A 15,148-nucleotide genomic window follows, 5' to 3' on the forward strand; every position below is an offset into this window, starting at 1 on the left:
GGGGCCTACGAGAGGCGAGACCGGTCGACTGGACCCGGTTTCGATCAGTTCAGGAAGGAAGTGATCAGAAGCCAGGCGACCGGGGCGGTGCACAACAACGAGTCCAGACGGTCCATCAGGCCACCATGGCCGGGCAGCAGGCTGCTCATATCCTTGATGCCGATGTCGCGCTTGAGCAGAGACTCACCCAGGTCGCCGATCGTCGCGGTACACGCGACCGCCAGCCCCAGCAGAACGCCCTGCCAGGCCTCGGCCTCCAGCGGCCAGGCCAGCACGATCCCGGCGACGATCACACAGGTCACCGCCGAACCGGCGAATCCCTCCCACGACTTCCCCGGGGAGACGGTGGGGGCCATCTTGTGCCGACCGCCGGAGAGGACACCGGCCGTGTAACCACCGACGTCGCTGGCCACCACCGTTCCCAGAAAGGCGACGACTCGCCAGCGACCATCGGAGGGTTCGGTGAGCAGCGCGGCGAAGCCGGCCGGAAAGCCGATGTAGCCGGCCACGAACGCGGCGCCGGCGACGTCGCGGAGCAGACCCGTGGACGGCCCGAAAGCACGGACCAGCGCCGCCACGCCGATGGTGCCGGCGAGAGTCAGCAGCAGGCCGGTGGTCCCGTCGGCGTACGCGACGACCGGCATGGCCGCCGCCCCGGCAACCAGGGGAAGCAGGGGAACCCGTACCTGCGTCAGTCGGATCGCGCGGACCACCTCGTGGGTGCCCAGGGCCATCGCGGCACTGATCACCCCGACAAAGATCACCCGCAGGGTGAACAGCGGAACGAGGATGACGGCACCGAGAAGGATGCCGACACCGATGGCGGCCGGCAGATTGCGGCCGGCACGTGAGGGCCGGGACGCCGTCCCGGCGGGCCGGCCGTGATTACCGGACCCAGGCGAGGATCCCGGCGGCGAGGATCCCGGCGGCGCGGATGACCCGGACGGCCCGGACTCAGCCACCGCGCGGCCGTCGACAGTCGTCATGGCTGCCCGGCCGTGGGCAGCGACCGCCGCATCGCGTATGCGTCATGCGCGGATCCGGGGACCGTCCAGGCGATTCCGAGACCATGGGAACCGAACATCGGAGCGAGCGGCCGGTATCGAGAACGGACGCGGGAGTGATCAAACCGAGAGAAGATCCGATTCCTTGAGCCGAAGAAGTTCATCCACCTGTCCGACGTATCGGTGGGTTGCCTCGTCGAGATCCTTCTCACCCCGCCGGCCCTCGTCCTCGCCGGCATCGCCGTCCCGCACGATCCGATCGATCGTGTCCTTGGCGTGACGTCGGACGTTGCGGATACTCACCCGGGCTTCCTCGGCCTTGGTCCGAGCCACCTTGACAAGATCGCGACGCCGTTGCTCGGACAGCTCCGGAAAAACACACCGGATGATGGTGCCGTCATTGCTCGGGTTGACCCCGAGATCGGAATCACGCACGGCCTTCTCGATCGCCCCCAGGGACGACTTGTCGTAAGGCGTGATGATCACCATACGTGGCTCCGGGATGTGGAACGACGCGAGCTGCTGCACCGGTGTCGGAGCGCCGTAGTAGTCCACCAGGATCTTGGAGAAGACCGCGGGAGTGATACGCCCCGTGCGGATGTTCGCGAAGTCCTCCCTGGCGACCGAGACCGCCTTCTCCATCTTCTCCTCGGCCTCGAGAAGCGTGTCGTCGATCACCGCATTTCCTTCCGTCTGTTCCTGGTCCGCCGGCGTCCACCGGGCGCCGGTCCTGTCATCACCGCGGTTCGGCCGAGCGCAGCCGAGTTCGTCGTCCCAGGGGCGAAGCCGTCCCGCCCGGTCCCGGATTCGCCTGACCGATGATCGCACAGCCGCCGCCTGCAGTGTGCCCTACCACGACGTCCCCGCCGACCTGGGCCGACACCGCACCCACCGAGAAGCCTCGGAGCCGACGGCCGCCGGCCACCCGACAGGGAGCCGGCGGTCCGACGACGCTCAGGCCTGGCGGATGTTGAACCGGGAGAACCGACCGACCTCGATCTTCTCACCCAGTGACGCGCCGGCCTGGTCGAGCAGAGCTCGGATGGTCACCTTGCCGTCCTTCACCCATGGCTGGTCAAGCAGCACGCTGCTCTTCACATACCCGTTGACGCGCCCTTCAACGATCTTCGCGATCGCCTGCTCGGGCTTGCCCTCCTCGCGGGCCGCGGCCTCGTAGATCTTTCGCTCCGCCTCGAGGACCTCGTTCGGGATCTGCTCGGCGGTGACGTACAGCGGGTCCGCCGCGGCGATGTGCTGCGCGAGATCGCGGGCGAGTTGCTTGAAGTCCTCGGTCTTGGCCACGAAGTCCGTCTCGCAGCGAAGCTCGACGAGCACGCCGAGGGTGGGCGGGAGCTGCGGGTCGGTCCGGTGCAGATAGGACTCGACCAGGCCGTTGGCGGCGCTGCGTGCCGCACGCTTGGCGACCTGCGCCTTGCCCTTCTCCCGCAGCCAGGACTTCGCCTTCTCGAAGTCCCCGGCGTTGTCGACCAACGCCTTCTTGACGTCGCTCATCCCAGCGCCGGTGAGCTCCCGGAGCTTCCGGATGTCAGCGACTGAAATCTCTGCCATGGTGCTCTTCTCGTCGGTGTGGGTCTGGATGCTGTCGTAGTTCTATCGGCCCCGGTCCCGCGGTGCCCGCCGGGCGCCGCGGGAGCGCCCGCCCGAGCGGCCCTGGCTGCGCGCCCGATCCGGTGCACGGGTCCGACCACCGGAACCAGGCCTGACATTCGGGAGCGGTGGTCCCCGACCCGACTCGGGGAACCACCGTCATCCTCACACAATGTCACCGTTGGTCGATCGCCACCACCGCAGGCGAATGAGACGCGGTAGCGGGTCAGACCGCGGTGCCGACCGCGGCGTCCGGCCGTGTCCCGTCCGCGGGCTCCGCCGTCGCCGGCTCCACCGCACCCGGGGCCTCGGCAGGTGCCTCACCACGCAGCAGGGCCTGCTCCCACTCGGCGAGCGGCTCCTCACCCGCGGACTGCTCGGGCTTGGCATCGGCAGAGCTCGAGGCGCCCGCACGGGCCATCAGACCGTCCGCGACCGCATCGGCGACCACCCGGGTGAGCAGGGCAGCGCTGCGGATCGCGTCGTCGTTGCCGGGGATCGGGTAGTCGACCTCGTCCGGGTCGCAGTTCGTGTCGAGAATCGCCACGACGGGAATGCCGAGCTTGCGGGCCTCACCGACGGCGATGTGCTCCTTCTTGGTGTCGACGACCCACACCGCGCTCGGCACCCGGCTCATGTCGCGGATACCGCCGAGGGTGCGCTCCAGCTTGACCTTCTCCCGGGTCAGCACGAGCTGCTCCTTCTTCGTGCGCACCTCGGTACCACCGGTCACCTCGATCTCCTCGAGCTCCTTGAGCCGCTGAAGACGCTTGTAGACCGTGGAGAAGTTGGTCAACATGCCACCGAGCCACCGCTCCTTGACGTACGGCATTCCGACCCGGGCCGCGTGTTCCTCGATTGCCTCCTGGGCCTGCTTCTTCGTCCCGATGAACAGGACCGTCCCACCGTGCGCCACGGTCTCCTTGACGAAGTCGTAGGCGCGGTCGATGTAGGACAGTGTCTGCTGCAGGTCGATGATGTAAATGCCGTTACGTTCGGTGAAGATGTACCGCTTCATCTTCGGATTCCAGCGCTTGGTCTGGTGCCCGAAGTGCACACCGCTCTCCAGCAGCTGCTTCATGGTGACGACGGCCATCGGACGTCGCTCCTTCCCGCCCGGCCTGGGCCGGGACGCCTCGGTTGTGACGGCGCCATCTGACGACGGCAGCCCCTGACGCCCGATTGGTCGTGGCCGCCGCTGTGCGGCGGACCGAGGAGACCCTTCCGATGATCAGATCCGGATCATCGACAGTGGGCGTGCGAACTGGGCCCGGTGGACGGGCCCTGCGATCGATGATACCCGCCGGGCACGAGGATCCATCGGACTACCACATCGGATCGGATCAACGGACCGGCCGGCGATGTCCACAGAGCGCGGGCATCGACAGCACGCGGCGGGAGTTATCCACAGATCACACGGCCGGTCTACCCAACGGCGTCAAAACGCCGCACCGTGGACGAGGCCGGTCCGCTCCCCCTTCGGACCGGCACAGCGGCGGCCGGACGAGCGGACCTGGACCGGATCCGGCCGCCGCGCCTCCCCCGGACCCGGAGGTGTCACCGTCATGCCCCCTTTGCCACGCTTCGACCCGCTCTGGCTCGTCATCCCGGCGGTCGCCATCCTGATCGCCCTGGGACGGCCCGTCACGATGCCGATCAAGCCACACGCCGACGGGCCACGCCTCGTCCTGGCGGCACGTGATCCGCAACGGAGCACCACCGCCTTGCCCGAGTCCTTGTCCGAGCCTGGGCGGTCTGCCCCGTCCGGTGCGACCGACTCCGCCGGTGGGCTCGGCCCCGGTGACGGATTCCGTACCGAGCCCCGCCACGACGTCATCGAGCAGGCTCTGGGGGTCAGCCAGGTTCGGGCTGTGGTGAGGACCGCGGGCCCACCTCCTCTCAGGCTCACCCCCGGCACGTCGGCGGAACCCTCGACGACACCTGCTCCGTCCACGGCGCGGTCAACGCCGGCGGCACATCCGGCCCCCTCGCCCCCGGCCCCCGCGCCGAAGGCGACCTCGTCACCTCGACGACCGGCGACTCCCGCCGTCCGGCCTCCCTCCGCCCCACGATCCCTCCGGCCGGCGGCCCGCCGGGCCGGGGAACGAACGCGGCCGGCCGTGACCCCGCCGGCCGCTGGCCCGCTGGGCGGCGGAGAAGGGGACGAGCACCCGGACCCGCCACCCGGCGACGTCGGACCGGAGAACTCCGCGGCACCGCCGGCCCACGGCGGCGGGGTCCGGGCTCTGCGATGGCCGTTGTCGGGGGCCGTCACGGTGAGCCGCGGTTTCAAACGCCCGCCTTCGCCCTACGGACCCGGTCATCGCGGAGTCGACCTCAAGGCCTCTCCGGCCGCCCCGGTTCTCGCCGCGGCCGACGGGGTGGTGAGTTTCGCCGGGTCCGTGGCGAACCGCGGCATCGTCACCGTCACGCATGGCGACCTCCGCACGACCTACGAACCACTGACGCCGGCGATCAGCCCCGGAACCGCGGTCCGAGCCGGAGACCTGCTCGGCTGGATGAGCGATGGCCATCCAGGCTGTCCGGTGGCCGCATGCCTGCACTGGGGGCTTCTGCGCGGGATAGACTACCTCGATCCCCTGCTGTTCTTCCGCAGAACTCCGCCCCGCCTCCTGCCCCTCCTCCCAGCAGATCGCTCCCCTGGGTCCCCCGGCCTTGTCTCAGGCTCGGGGGTGAGCCTGCTCGAAGGCCGCGCGCAACCGTTCCGGTGTCACATGGGTGTAGATCTGCGTGGTCGCGAGACTCGCATGGCCGAGAAATTCCTGGACGGAGCGCAGATCGGCCCCGCCTTCCAGCATGTGCGTCGCCGCCGAATGCCGCAGACCATGCGGAGTCAGGCCGGCCGGAGCGACACCGGCCGCCACCCTCGTCGTCAGAATCCGCCGTACCGTGCGCGGATCGAGGCGACCTCCGCGCAGGCCGAGGAGCAGCGCACGCCCGCTACGAGCGGTCATCAGCCGCGGCCGTCCCGTTGATCTCCAGGACCGTAGGGCGGCCACCGCCGGCACACCGAACGGCACGCTGCGTTCCTTGCCGCCCTTACCGAGGACCCGCAGCAACCTTCGGTCGTCATCAATGTGCCCCAGGTCAAGACCGCACAGCTCGGACACCCGGATTCCGCTGCCATACAGAAGCTCGAGAACGAGTGCGTCCCGCAGCTCCACCGCCCGCCGTACGACCCGCTCGGAGTCTGCCGTCGAGTCCGGCAGCCCGGACGGCTGCGACGTGCCCGGGGGCGACACATCAGGCGAAGGGTTCTCAAGGAGCTGACGCGCGGCCGCGGCGGTGAGCACCTCAGGCACCCTTCTGACCGTACGGTTACCCACGAGCCGTGCGGCGACGTCGGTGTCGAGGAAGCCATGGCGCGCCGCATAGGAAGAGAAGACCCGGGCCATCGAGGCGCGCCGGGCCAGGCTTGCCGGCGCCGCCCCGGCGGCGCGCATCGAAGCGAGCCAGCTCCGCAAAAGCGCCAGATCGAGGTCGGCGAGGACCGAACAGCCCATCCGCTCCGCATGAGCGCGCAGGTTAGCGAGGTCGGCGGCGTAGGCACGCACGGTCTCAGGAGATCGGGCCAGCTCCGCGATGAGGTGGCGGAGAAAACCCGCGACCGCCGTGTCCCAGTCGGACTCGGGTGTCTCGACGATCTCGACTGGCCGGGCGTCTGATCCACACGTCGCTCGGGAGCGCTGCCGCGGCAGAAGCCGACCGTCGGCGGGCTCCTCGGCGCTCTCGCCTCGCAGGACCATGAGACGACCGTGGCAACATCGATGGTTCTCGTCAAGACGCCGCGGCGTCCGTGACACTGCACCCGGGGACATTGCATCCGGGCTGACTCAGGTCTCCCCGTCGGGGTTTTCGCCGTCGGGGTTTTCCCCGTCGAGTCCCGGATCCGCGGTACTGCGCGTCGGGGAACGATCCGCCCCGCCGTGGGCGGCACCCGGTTGGGTACCGGACCTCCTGCCGGACGTTGCGGGATGGGACGGGTTCGACGGCGCTCGGCCCAGATCCGTGAGGCGGTAACCGCCCGCCACGTTCTCGACCAGCCCCTCCACCGCGAGTGGGCCCAGCATCGCCAGCACCGCCTCGGGGCGCAGGCCGGTGCGGCGCGCCAGCACGGACACCCCGACGGCAGCGCGGGCCGGCATCGCGTCGAGAAGCTCGCGCACCGCCTCGGACAATCCGTCCCGCGGGCCATTCCCGCTCGCCGGCCGCTGTACGAGCGATCCGATACTCGCGATTTCCTCCCTGATGTCCTCGGCCCCGGTGACCAGAACCGTCTGTTCACGGAAGTCCCGGAGCAGCCGGTGACAGCCTGCGCTCATGGCGCTGGTCACCGGTCCCGGAACGACCATGACGGGACGACCGAGCCGACGGGTGTGGGCGACCGTGTTCAGCGCGCCGCTACGGTGGCCCGCCTCGACCAGGACCGTCCCCCGGGACAGAGCCGCGATGATGCGATTACGGGTGAGGAATCGGCGTCGGTACGGCGGCGTGCCCGGCGACACCTCGCTGACTACCGCCCCGGTACGGGCGATCTCCTCCAGCAGTTCCACATGGGCGGTCGGGTAGGGAACGTCAACACCCCCGGCGAGCACCGCCACCGTCGGTCCGGCTGCGGCCAACGCCCCCCGATGTGCCGCTGCGTCAATGCCGAACGCGGCTCCCGACACCACGGCCCATCCCTGTTCCGCCATCGCAAACGCGATCTCTCCGGCGAGATGCAGCCCGTAGCTGGTCGCGGTCCGGCAGCCCACGACTGTGACCGCCCGGGGTGGGAGCTCGCTCAGGTTGAGCGGACCGCGAACCCACAGAGCCAGTGGAGTGCCGATCATCGAACCATCCCCCGCGTCCCGAAGGCGGTCCAGGGCATCCAGTTCGAGGGGCCACTCGGCGTCCTGGGGACAGACCAGCCGGGCGCCGGCGCGCCATGCCGCGTCCAGGTCCCGAACCGGATCGACACTCGGATGCGCCGCCCGGAGCGCATTCCACACCTCGAACGCACCCCGACGCCTGACCTCGACGGCCACGCGACGATGTTCCGGGCCGAAGACGCGAGCCAGGGCGACACGGGCCAACCGCTCGGGATCCGACCAGTCGCTGTCACCCGGTGCCACCCTCCCGGGCGCGGAAGCGGGATCCGCCCCCCGGGCATCCGGCGGAGTCGTCGAGCTCATGTCCCACTCCCTGAAGACGGCACCGGATGCGGCTTCTTCTGCGGCTTCTTCCTGCTGGGCGACACGGTTCACGTCACGGTCAGGAGCGTCCCCATGGGGGTCTCCCACGCTCATGCCGACCACCCGGGCAATCTCAGATCCAGCGCGGCACCGAACTGCTCGGGACCGGGCGTGCCCCGGCCGGCGAGATCGGCGAAGGTCCACGCCAACCTCAGGACACGGTCGAGACCGCGCGCGGTGAGCAGGCCTCTTTCGAATGCCCGCTCGGCCACGGCCGTCGCCCTCGCCGGCAGCGGCCACAGGCGGCGCATCGCCGGCCCCGGCACCTCCGCGTTGAGCCGCCACGGCGTTCCGGCCAGTCGGACCCGGGTCGCATCCTGGGCCGCGGCGACCCGCGCCGCGACAACCGCGGACGAATCACCCTGGCCACGGTCCGCCCGTAGCTCCGCCCGGCTGGGAGCGCTCAACGCCACCTGGATGTCGATCCGATCCAGGAGCGGCCCGGACAGACGGGCCAGATAGCGCCGACGGACCAGGCTCGGACATTCGCAGCCCACCGCGCGCGGGCCACGGGCCTTCGAACACGGGCAGGGATTCGCCGCCAGAACCAGCTGAAAGCGGGCGGGAAACCGGGTCGTCGCGCGAGCGCGGGCGATCTCGATCTCTCCGCTCTCCAACGGTTGACGTAGCGCATCGAGACTTTGACGGGTAAACTCCGGAGCCTCGTCCAAAAATAGGATGCCCCGGTGCGCCTGACTGGCCAGCCCGGGCCGGATCACCGTCGAGCCTGCCCCGACGAGTGCCGCCGGGGTCGCGCTGTGGTGCGGGCTGCGATACGGCGGTCGGGTGACGAGCGGGCAGTCCGCGGGCAGCAGGCCGGCGACCGAATGGACCGCGGTCACCTCGAGAGCGGCCTCGGTACCGAGGTTCGGCAGCAACCCGGGCAGTCTGTCGGCCAGCATGGTCTTGCCACTGCCGGGCGGCCCCTGCATGAACAGGTGGTGGCCACCGGCCGCCGCGACCTCGACGGCCAGCCGGCCCCTGCTCTGCCCCGCCACGTCCGCCAGATCCCCGGCCTGACCGTCGGTGGAGGCAGCTTCGGTCGTGGGGGCCGCCACGGGCTCGGCGGCGATCTCTCCCCGCAGGAGCGCCAGCACACTGATGAGATCGACAGCGGGCTCCACCACCGCGCCCGGTACCAGCGCCGCCTCGGCGGCGTTGCCCGCCGGCACCACGACCCGTTCGACACCGGCAGCCACCGCCCGAAGTACCGCCGGGAGCACCCCGCGGACACCGCGCACCCGGCCATCCAGCGCCAACTCGCCGATGAGTACCCGACGGAGCAGGGCGGCGCGCGGCACCACGCCGGCCGCGGTGAGGATCGCCACCGCCATGGCCAGGTCGAAACCACTGCCCGATTTCGGGAGGGTGGCGGGGAACAACCCGAGCGTGATGCGCCGATCAGGCCACCGTTGGCCCGAGTTCACGATCGCGGCGCGAATCCGATCCCGCGACTCATGCAACGCGGCATCGGGCAGACCGATGAGAGTCAGCCGCGGAAGACCATCGGCGAGATCCGCCTCCACCTCGACGATGTGACCTTCGACCCCGACGACCGCCACCGCCCGGGCCCGCGCGAGAGCCATCAGAACGCTCCCCGGATGTGCTCGACACGAACCGGACCCGTCGAAGGACGGGACACCAGGAGGACGTCGAAACGCACCAATGACGAGGCGTGGGGGTGCTCGGCGAGCCACCGGGCGGCCAGGCGTCTGATCCGAGCCGCCTTGCGACCTACGACGGCCTCGGCGGCCGATCCGTAACGCGTCCCGGATCGGGTCTTGACCTCGCAGAACACCAGGCTCTCACCGTCCTGCACAACAAGGTCGAGCTCGCCCTCGCGGCAGCGCCAGTTACGGTCGAGGATCTCGGCGCCGACCGCCGCCAGATGGCGGGCGGCGACATCTTCGCCGAACCTGCCCAGTGCGTCCTTTGCCCGCATCGCCGCTCCCGTTCGCCGGGGGACGGGTGCCCGCCGGTCGTGACCAGCGTGGACGTGGGCGGGCCGGAGAGCCATCCACATGATCGACATGTGGATGACGAGGGTTTCTCCACAGGAGCGAGCTGGGCGGACATCTCAGCGGGTCATCACGGACTTCGGTGACGGGTCGAATCGCACCGTCGATCCAGGCGACAGCCGACCGGAATGAGGTGCCGATCCGCCGAACATACCGCCGAGACGATCAAGATGCCGAGGCGATCAGGCAGCCGGGCCGGGAAAGCGTGACGCCGAGAGTCGGCGTCAGAGCTCGGCCTTGGTCAACTCCTCGACGTTGATATCTTTAAAGGTGACTACTCGGACATTCTTAACAAAACGCGCAGGCCGGAACATGTCCCACACCCAGGCGTCCCGCAAGATCAACTCGAAGAAGACCTCGCCGTCCGTGCTGTTCCTGACCTCGATCTGGTAGTCGTTCGCGAGGTAGAAGCGGCGCTCGGTTTCGATCACATACGAGAACAGCCCCACCACGTCGCGGTACTCGCGATAGAGCTGCAGCTCCATCTCGGTCTCATACTTCTCGAGGTCTTCCGCGCTCATACAGTCTCCGTGACGCCATGCCGGCTGGTCACAAGCACCCTGTCCTCCAGCCGCAACGATCGTGCTTCCCTCGTCGTCGCCGCATGCGCAGCCACGTTGACGTACGACATCCGATGCTCGTCACACGGTCCGCAGCGCGCCAGCGCCGCCGCGTGGGCCGCGGTGACGTATCCCTTGTGCTGCGCGAAATCGTACTCGGCATAGCGCGTGTGCAACGCACGCATGATCCGGTCCCTCGTCACCTTCGCCACGACCGAAGCTGCCGCCACGCACGCGACCACCCGGTCTCCCTTCACCACCGCCAACGACTCCACTCCGAAACCGGCGACCGCGAATCCATCCGTGAGCACGTAACCCGGGCGCGCAGACAGGCGCGCCACCGCGCGTCGCATTCCGGTGATGTTGGCCACGTGCAAGCCGACCCGATCGATCTCGGCCGCGGAGATGACGACGGTCGACCACGCCGCGGCGGCGGCCATCACGTCCTCGAAAACGCTCTCACGGATCTGCTCGGTCAGGAGCTTGGAGTCAGCCAACCGCGCCAGCCGCTGACGAGCCTCCGGAGCCAGAATCACCGCGGCGATGACCAGGGGTCCGGCGCATGCCCCACGACCCGCCTCATCGACCCCTGCGACCGGGCCGAGACCATGCCTGTTCAGGGCGCGCTCGTAACCGAACAGCCCGGCATCCCGGCGAAGAGCGACACCGTAGTGTCTCATGACGGACCGCGGCGGCGAGCCGTCCCTGGTGCGCGCGTGCGCGTGGATCCTCGTGGCATCCGGCGAGGCCGACGGGTGGCGGTCCACGCCGGAGGGATCAGCACGGCAAGGGCGAACAGGGATACGTCATCCGTGGCCGGGTAGCCCGGCAGCGGCACCACGGCGTCGCCGGTAGAAGACAGCGCGGCGGATGTGGTCGACCCGGCCGACGCACGAGGAGCCGGAGGCAGCACCGACGCGGCGGGAATCCCGGCGAAATCGTTCGGAACGCCCAGGAATCCGAACCGGCCAAGTGGCCAGACACGGACGAAGGCCCGTCCCACCACCGCATGCTTCGGGATCGGTCCGTTCTGCCGGGCATCCGAGGAGGCCCCGCGATGGTCACCCATCACCCACAGGTAGCCAGCCGGGACGGTCAGCGGACCGAACCGCTGATAGTCGTTCTGGTAGACGTACGGCTCGTCGAGCGGATGGCCGTTGACCGAGACTCTGCCCGCGGTATCGCAACACGCGACCGTGTCGCCGCCGACCGCTATGACGCGTTTGATGAAGTCGGTCTCGCTCGGGGCCCCGAGACCCAACAGGTTCTGCGCGCCACGAACGAACCTGCTGAACGCGTTGCTCGGCGGCGGGACGACGGACTCGGCATGATCGAATCCGGTTCCCTTGCCATTGAAGACGACGATCTCACCCCGGTGCACGTCGCGGAAGTGGTAGACGACCTTGTTGACGAGAACCCGGTCGTCAACCAGCAGCGTCCGCTCCATCGACTCCGAGGGGATCCAGAACGCCTGGACCAGAAAAGCCTTGATGAGCAGGGCGAGCAGAAAGGCGATCAGCACAAGGACCGGGAGCTCGCGGAGGAACGAGCCACGGCCACGGGTCCGCGCCGCCTCGGGCCGGGAAACCCGACGACCGGTGGCTTCCGGACCGTCGGGCTGTGCCTGGTCCTTCGGGCCGTCAGGCTCGGCCGCAGGGCTCGGCCACGCACCGTCCGGCTGACCGCCATCGGTTCTTCCCGGTACCCGAGGCCCACTGGGATCGGATGCATTCACGCCGCCACCTCGCAGAATCGACCGTCAAACCTCATCGGACCGGTCGACGTGCCACCAGCCGCACCTTGCGACAGCGTTGCGGACCGTGCCGCCTATCTTCGTCCATCAACGGCGGCGCCACCTGCACGGGCAACCGGCAAGTCGCGGATGGAGAATCCGGACGCGTCACGGGGTGGCGGTGGCCTCAGCGCGCGACCGGCTCACGCTTCTCCTTGATCTTGGCGGCCTTACCGCGCAGCTGACGCAGGTAGTACAGCTTGGCCCGTCGGACGTCACCACGGCTCACGATCTCGATCTTCGAGACGATCGGGCTGTGGAGGGGAAAGGTCCGCTCCACGCCTACGCCGAAGCTGACCTTACGGACGGTGAAGGTCTCCCGCACCCCGCCACCCTGGCGGCGGATGACGGCACCCTGGAAGACCTGGATGCGCTGACGGTTTCCTTCGACGACCCGCACGTGGACCTTGAGGGTGTCGCCCGGCCAGAACTCGGGCACGTCGGTCCTCAGCGACTCGGCGTCGAGGCTGTCCAGGGTGTGCATGGCAGTCGCTTCCTGAAGAGTTGAGATGGATGGTCCGCGGCCCCGGAACGCACCGAGGTGGACAATCCGTGGTCGAGGCCGACCCGGCCGGCATGGGTGGACGCAATCACCGCGAGGTGTCCCGCGGGAAAGACATGCGACCCGAGGCCGCCCGAACCGGTCACGAACCGACGGACACTGCATCCTACTGTGCCACACCCGGGAGAGAGAGCGGACCGCCCTACCCCTCGCCCGGCCCCTCGACGTCACGATGATGGATCAGGCCCGTCCCCTCGGTGGGGGCCGGCAGCATCCGCCCGGCCGCCTCGGCCGCGGCGGCAGCGAGTACGACTCGGTCCGCTTCGGCGAACTCGCGGTGTTCCAGGAGGTCCGGGCGCCGCAACAGGGTACGACGAAGCGCCTGGGAACGACGCCAGCGGGCGATCGCCTCATGATCGCCTGAGCGGAGAACGGGCGGCACCTCGGTCCCCCGCCATACCGGCGGACGGGTGTAGACCGGGCCCTCCAGCAAGCCGTCGGAGAAAGAGTCATCGGCGACTGAGGCGCTGTTACCGAGTACTCCGGGCAGCAGCCGCGTAACCGCTTCGAGAATCACCAGGGTCGCGGCCTCGCCCCCGGCCAGCACATAGTCTCCAATGGAGATCTCGTCATCGGCCCAGGTCTCGATCACTCTGGCGTCGATGCCCTCGTAGCGCCCGCAGCAGAACACCAGCCAGGGCTCGCGCGCCAGTTCTTCGGCGTGGCGCTGAGTGAACGGAGTCCCCGCCGGGGTCGGCACGACGACCCGGGGCCGGCTATCGGCCACTCGTGCGGTGATCTGCGACAACGCCGCGTCCCAGGGCTCGGGCCGCATGACCATCCCCGGGCCTCCCCCGTAGGGGGCGTCATCCACGGTGCGATGAACATCCGTGGTCCACATCCGCAGATCATGTGTATGGATCTGCAGGGTTCCGTGCTCCTGAGCCCGGCCCACGAGCGACAGACGCAGGGGCTCGAGATAGGCCGGGAAGATGGTGACGATGTCGGCGCGCATCGGCTGCTTTCAGAGATATCGGCTCTTTCAGAGATATCGGCTGCCTGCCCAGAAACCCGATCTACCCGCCAGCCGAAGACCGGGCCGAGGGCGCGCAGCCGACTTCCCGCCCAGGACCCGGGTTAATCGAGATCGAGCAGGCCGGGCGGCGGATCCACGACGATCCGGCCGGCGGGGGGGTCGACGGTCGGCACGATGTCACGGACGAAGGGGACGAGATGCTCGCCACCGTCCGGGCCGCCGATCGCGAGCAGGTCTCCCGCAGGGGAGTGAATGATGTCGGTGACGTGCCCCAACAACATGCCCGCCGTGGTCACCGCCCGCAGGCCGACCAGGTCCCGATCCCACCACATCTCCACGGCTTCGCCGTCACCGTCGGCGTCGTCGAGCGGCGATCCCGCCTGATCCGCGTCGATGGTCAGGAGCACGCCGCGCAGCGCCTCCGCGGCGCCACGATCGTCCACCCCGCGAAAGTGAAGCAACAGGCGGCCCGAGTGCCAATGAGCGCCGGAGACGGTGAGCGCAGTCCCCCCCCCCTCGCGACCGAGGACCGCCCCTACGACAAACCTGCGGTGGGGCACGTCGGTACGAATCTCGATCGTGACCTCACCGCGGATGCCATGCGGACGGCCGATCCGCCCGACGACGATCTCCTCAGCCACGACTTCTCGGGCAATCAGGACGAAGCTCGCGACAACGCCGACAGATCCTAACGATCCACATCGACGACGTCGATCCGAAGGCCCCGGCCTCCGACACCACCCATCACCGTGCGCAGCGCACGAGCGGTACGACCTCGCCGACCGATGACCTTCCCGAGATCTTCGGGGTGCACCCGAACCTCCAGGGTGCGTCCACGCCGACCGTTGTTCAGGTCCACCCGGACGTCGTCGGGGTGATCGACGATGCCTCGCACGAGATGTTCGAGGGCCGCCTCCAGCACCTACTGCCCCGCGGCCGGTGCGTCCGTGGCCGGGGCGGCTTCCGCTTCCTCTGCCGACCCGGACTTCTTGGCCTTCTTCGGCGTGGTCGCCGGCCGGTCCTCGGCGCCCGCGGCGGCCCGCGCGGCCGCCTGGAAGATCTCCCGCTTGTCCGCCTTTGGCTCGGCGACCTTCATCGGCGGGGGCGCCGGCAGGTTCTTGAACTTCTGCCAGTCCCCGGTGACCTTGAGGATCGCGAGGACGGGCTCGGTGGGCTGTGCACCGACCGAGAGCCAGTGCCCCACCCGCTCGGCGTCGACCTTGATGATGCTCGGGTCAGACTTGGGGTGGTACTGCCCGATGGACTCGATGACCCGACCATCCCGCTTGGTACGGGCATCGGCCACGACGATGCGGTAGTGCGGCTCGCGCATCTTGCCGAGACGCTGCAGTTTAATCTTGGTTGCCACGGTG

Annotated in this window: 16 protein-coding genes and 1 pseudogene; 1 reads left to right on the plus strand and 16 read right to left on the minus strand. The window is 69.2% G+C overall.

From position 1 onward, the window contains the following. Positions 1-44 precede the first annotated feature (44 nt). The 4 genes from FRANCCI3_RS18060 to rpsB all read right to left on the minus strand — a co-directional run bounded on the left by FRANCCI3_RS18060 (position 45) and on the right by rpsB (position 3,708). Complete coding sequence (locus tag FRANCCI3_RS18060) at positions 45-986, minus strand: phosphatidate cytidylyltransferase (RefSeq protein WP_011437954.1); 942 nt, start codon at positions 984-986, stop codon at positions 45-47. A 138-nt stretch (positions 987-1,124) separates the two neighbouring features. Beyond that, positions 1,125-1,682, minus strand: a complete 558-nt coding sequence (gene frr / locus FRANCCI3_RS18065) for a ribosome recycling factor (RefSeq protein WP_011437955.1) — start codon at positions 1,680-1,682, stop codon at positions 1,125-1,127. A 276-nt stretch (positions 1,683-1,958) separates the two neighbouring features. After that, positions 1,959-2,573: a translation elongation factor Ts gene (tsf, locus tag FRANCCI3_RS18070; protein ID WP_011437956.1), complete on the minus strand. Its 615-nt coding sequence runs from the start codon at positions 2,571-2,573 to the stop codon at positions 1,959-1,961. Between the two features lie 265 nt (positions 2,574-2,838). Further along, positions 2,839-3,708 (minus strand): 30S ribosomal protein S2, encoded by an 870-nt coding sequence (gene rpsB / locus FRANCCI3_RS18075; protein ID WP_011437957.1) that lies wholly within the window; start codon positions 3,706-3,708, stop codon positions 2,839-2,841. 553 nt (positions 3,709-4,261) lie between these two features. Here rpsB and FRANCCI3_RS27570 point away from each other — a divergent pair. Continuing rightward, a pseudogene (locus FRANCCI3_RS27570) lies at positions 4,262-5,200 on the plus strand (M23 family metallopeptidase); the annotation flags it as partial. 93 nt (positions 5,201-5,293) lie between these two features. Here FRANCCI3_RS27570 and FRANCCI3_RS18085 read toward each other — a convergent pair. The 12 genes from FRANCCI3_RS18085 to rpsP all read right to left on the minus strand — a co-directional run bounded on the left by FRANCCI3_RS18085 (position 5,294) and on the right by rpsP (position 15,144). Next, the gene (locus tag FRANCCI3_RS18085; protein WP_023840225.1) at positions 5,294-6,379 is read right to left on the minus strand and encodes a tyrosine-type recombinase/integrase; all 1,086 of its coding nucleotides are present in this window, start codon (positions 6,377-6,379) and stop codon (positions 5,294-5,296) included. Between the two features lie 87 nt (positions 6,380-6,466). Continuing rightward, on the minus strand, positions 6,467-7,807 hold the full coding sequence (dprA, locus tag FRANCCI3_RS18090; RefSeq protein WP_011437960.1) for a DNA-processing protein DprA: 1,341 nt from the start codon (positions 7,805-7,807) through the stop codon (positions 6,467-6,469). 110 nt (positions 7,808-7,917) lie between these two features. Continuing rightward, positions 7,918-9,453 carry a YifB family Mg chelatase-like AAA ATPase gene (locus FRANCCI3_RS18095; protein WP_011437961.1) on the minus strand — a complete coding sequence of 512 codons (1,536 nt, stop codon included), beginning with the start codon at positions 9,451-9,453 and terminating at the stop codon, positions 7,918-7,920. Then, positions 9,453-9,809, minus strand: a complete 357-nt coding sequence (locus FRANCCI3_RS18100) for a YraN family protein (RefSeq protein ID WP_011437962.1) — start codon at positions 9,807-9,809, stop codon at positions 9,453-9,455. The genes FRANCCI3_RS18095 and FRANCCI3_RS18100 overlap by 1 nt, the downstream gene beginning before the upstream one ends. Before the next feature lie 300 nt (positions 9,810-10,109). Next, positions 10,110-10,406 (minus strand): DUF2469 domain-containing protein, encoded by a 297-nt coding sequence (locus tag FRANCCI3_RS18105; protein ID WP_011437963.1) that lies wholly within the window; start codon positions 10,404-10,406, stop codon positions 10,110-10,112. Next, a complete protein-coding gene (locus FRANCCI3_RS18110; protein WP_011437964.1) occupies positions 10,403-11,125 on the minus strand; it encodes a ribonuclease HII in 723 nt (240 codons plus the stop codon). Before FRANCCI3_RS18110 ends, FRANCCI3_RS18105 begins: the two co-directional genes overlap by 4 nt. Next, positions 11,122-12,180 carry a signal peptidase I gene (gene lepB, locus FRANCCI3_RS18115; protein WP_011437965.1) on the minus strand — a complete coding sequence of 353 codons (1,059 nt, stop codon included), beginning with the start codon at positions 12,178-12,180 and terminating at the stop codon, positions 11,122-11,124. The genes FRANCCI3_RS18110 and lepB overlap by 4 nt, the downstream gene beginning before the upstream one ends. A 184-nt stretch (positions 12,181-12,364) precedes the next feature. Next, entirely contained in the window at positions 12,365-12,721 is a 357-nt protein-coding gene (rplS, locus tag FRANCCI3_RS18120) for a 50S ribosomal protein L19 (RefSeq protein ID WP_011437966.1), read from the minus strand. 220 nt (positions 12,722-12,941) lie between these two features. Continuing rightward, positions 12,942-13,754 carry a tRNA (guanosine(37)-N1)-methyltransferase TrmD gene (gene trmD, locus FRANCCI3_RS18125; RefSeq protein WP_011437967.1) on the minus strand — a complete coding sequence of 271 codons (813 nt, stop codon included), beginning with the start codon at positions 13,752-13,754 and terminating at the stop codon, positions 12,942-12,944. 122 nt (positions 13,755-13,876) lie between these two features. Beyond that, entirely contained in the window at positions 13,877-14,416 is a 540-nt protein-coding gene (rimM, locus tag FRANCCI3_RS18130) for a ribosome maturation factor RimM (protein ID WP_011437968.1), read from the minus strand. A gap of 47 nt (positions 14,417-14,463) precedes the next feature. Next, a complete protein-coding gene (locus tag FRANCCI3_RS18135; RefSeq protein WP_011437969.1) occupies positions 14,464-14,697 on the minus strand; it encodes an RNA-binding protein in 234 nt (77 codons plus the stop codon). Continuing rightward, positions 14,698-15,144, minus strand: a complete 447-nt coding sequence (gene rpsP / locus FRANCCI3_RS18140) for a 30S ribosomal protein S16 (RefSeq protein ID WP_011437970.1) — start codon at positions 15,142-15,144, stop codon at positions 14,698-14,700. Between the last annotated feature and the right edge of the window lie 4 nt (positions 15,145-15,148).

This window comes from Frankia casuarinae, assembly GCF_000013345.1.
Classification (GTDB): Bacteria; Actinomycetota; Actinomycetes; order Frankiales; family Frankiaceae; genus Frankia; species Frankia casuarinae.

Excerpts from the sequence above, each read along its gene's own strand:
- rplS (WP_011437966.1), bottom strand. The coding sequence starts at position 12,721 with ATGCACACCCTGGACAGCCTCGACGCCGAGTCGCTGAGGACCGACGTG.
- FRANCCI3_RS18095 (WP_011437961.1), bottom strand. The coding sequence starts at position 9,453 with ATGGCTCTCGCGCGGGCCCGGGCGGTGGCGGTCGTCGGGGTCGAAGGT.
- dprA (WP_011437960.1), bottom strand. The coding sequence starts at position 7,807 with ATGAGCTCGACGACTCCGCCGGATGCCCGGGGGGCGGATCCCGCTTCC.
- FRANCCI3_RS18085 (WP_023840225.1), bottom strand. The coding sequence starts at position 6,379 with ATGGTCCTGCGAGGCGAGAGCGCCGAGGAGCCCGCCGACGGTCGGCTT.
- FRANCCI3_RS18110 (WP_011437964.1), bottom strand. The coding sequence starts at position 11,125 with ATGAGACACTACGGTGTCGCTCTTCGCCGGGATGCCGGGCTGTTCGGT.
- FRANCCI3_RS18060 (WP_011437954.1), bottom strand. The coding sequence starts at position 986 with ATGACGACTGTCGACGGCCGCGCGGTGGCTGAGTCCGGGCCGTCCGGG.
- trmD (WP_011437967.1), bottom strand. The coding sequence starts at position 13,754 with ATGCGCGCCGACATCGTCACCATCTTCCCGGCCTATCTCGAGCCCCTG.
- FRANCCI3_RS18105 (WP_011437963.1), bottom strand. The coding sequence starts at position 10,406 with ATGAGCGCGGAAGACCTCGAGAAGTATGAGACCGAGATGGAGCTGCAG.
- rpsB (WP_011437957.1), bottom strand. The coding sequence starts at position 3,708 with ATGGCCGTCGTCACCATGAAGCAGCTGCTGGAGAGCGGTGTGCACTTC.
- tsf (WP_011437956.1), bottom strand. The coding sequence starts at position 2,573 with ATGGCAGAGATTTCAGTCGCTGACATCCGGAAGCTCCGGGAGCTCACC.
- FRANCCI3_RS18100 (WP_011437962.1), bottom strand. The coding sequence starts at position 9,809 with ATGCGGGCAAAGGACGCACTGGGCAGGTTCGGCGAAGATGTCGCCGCC.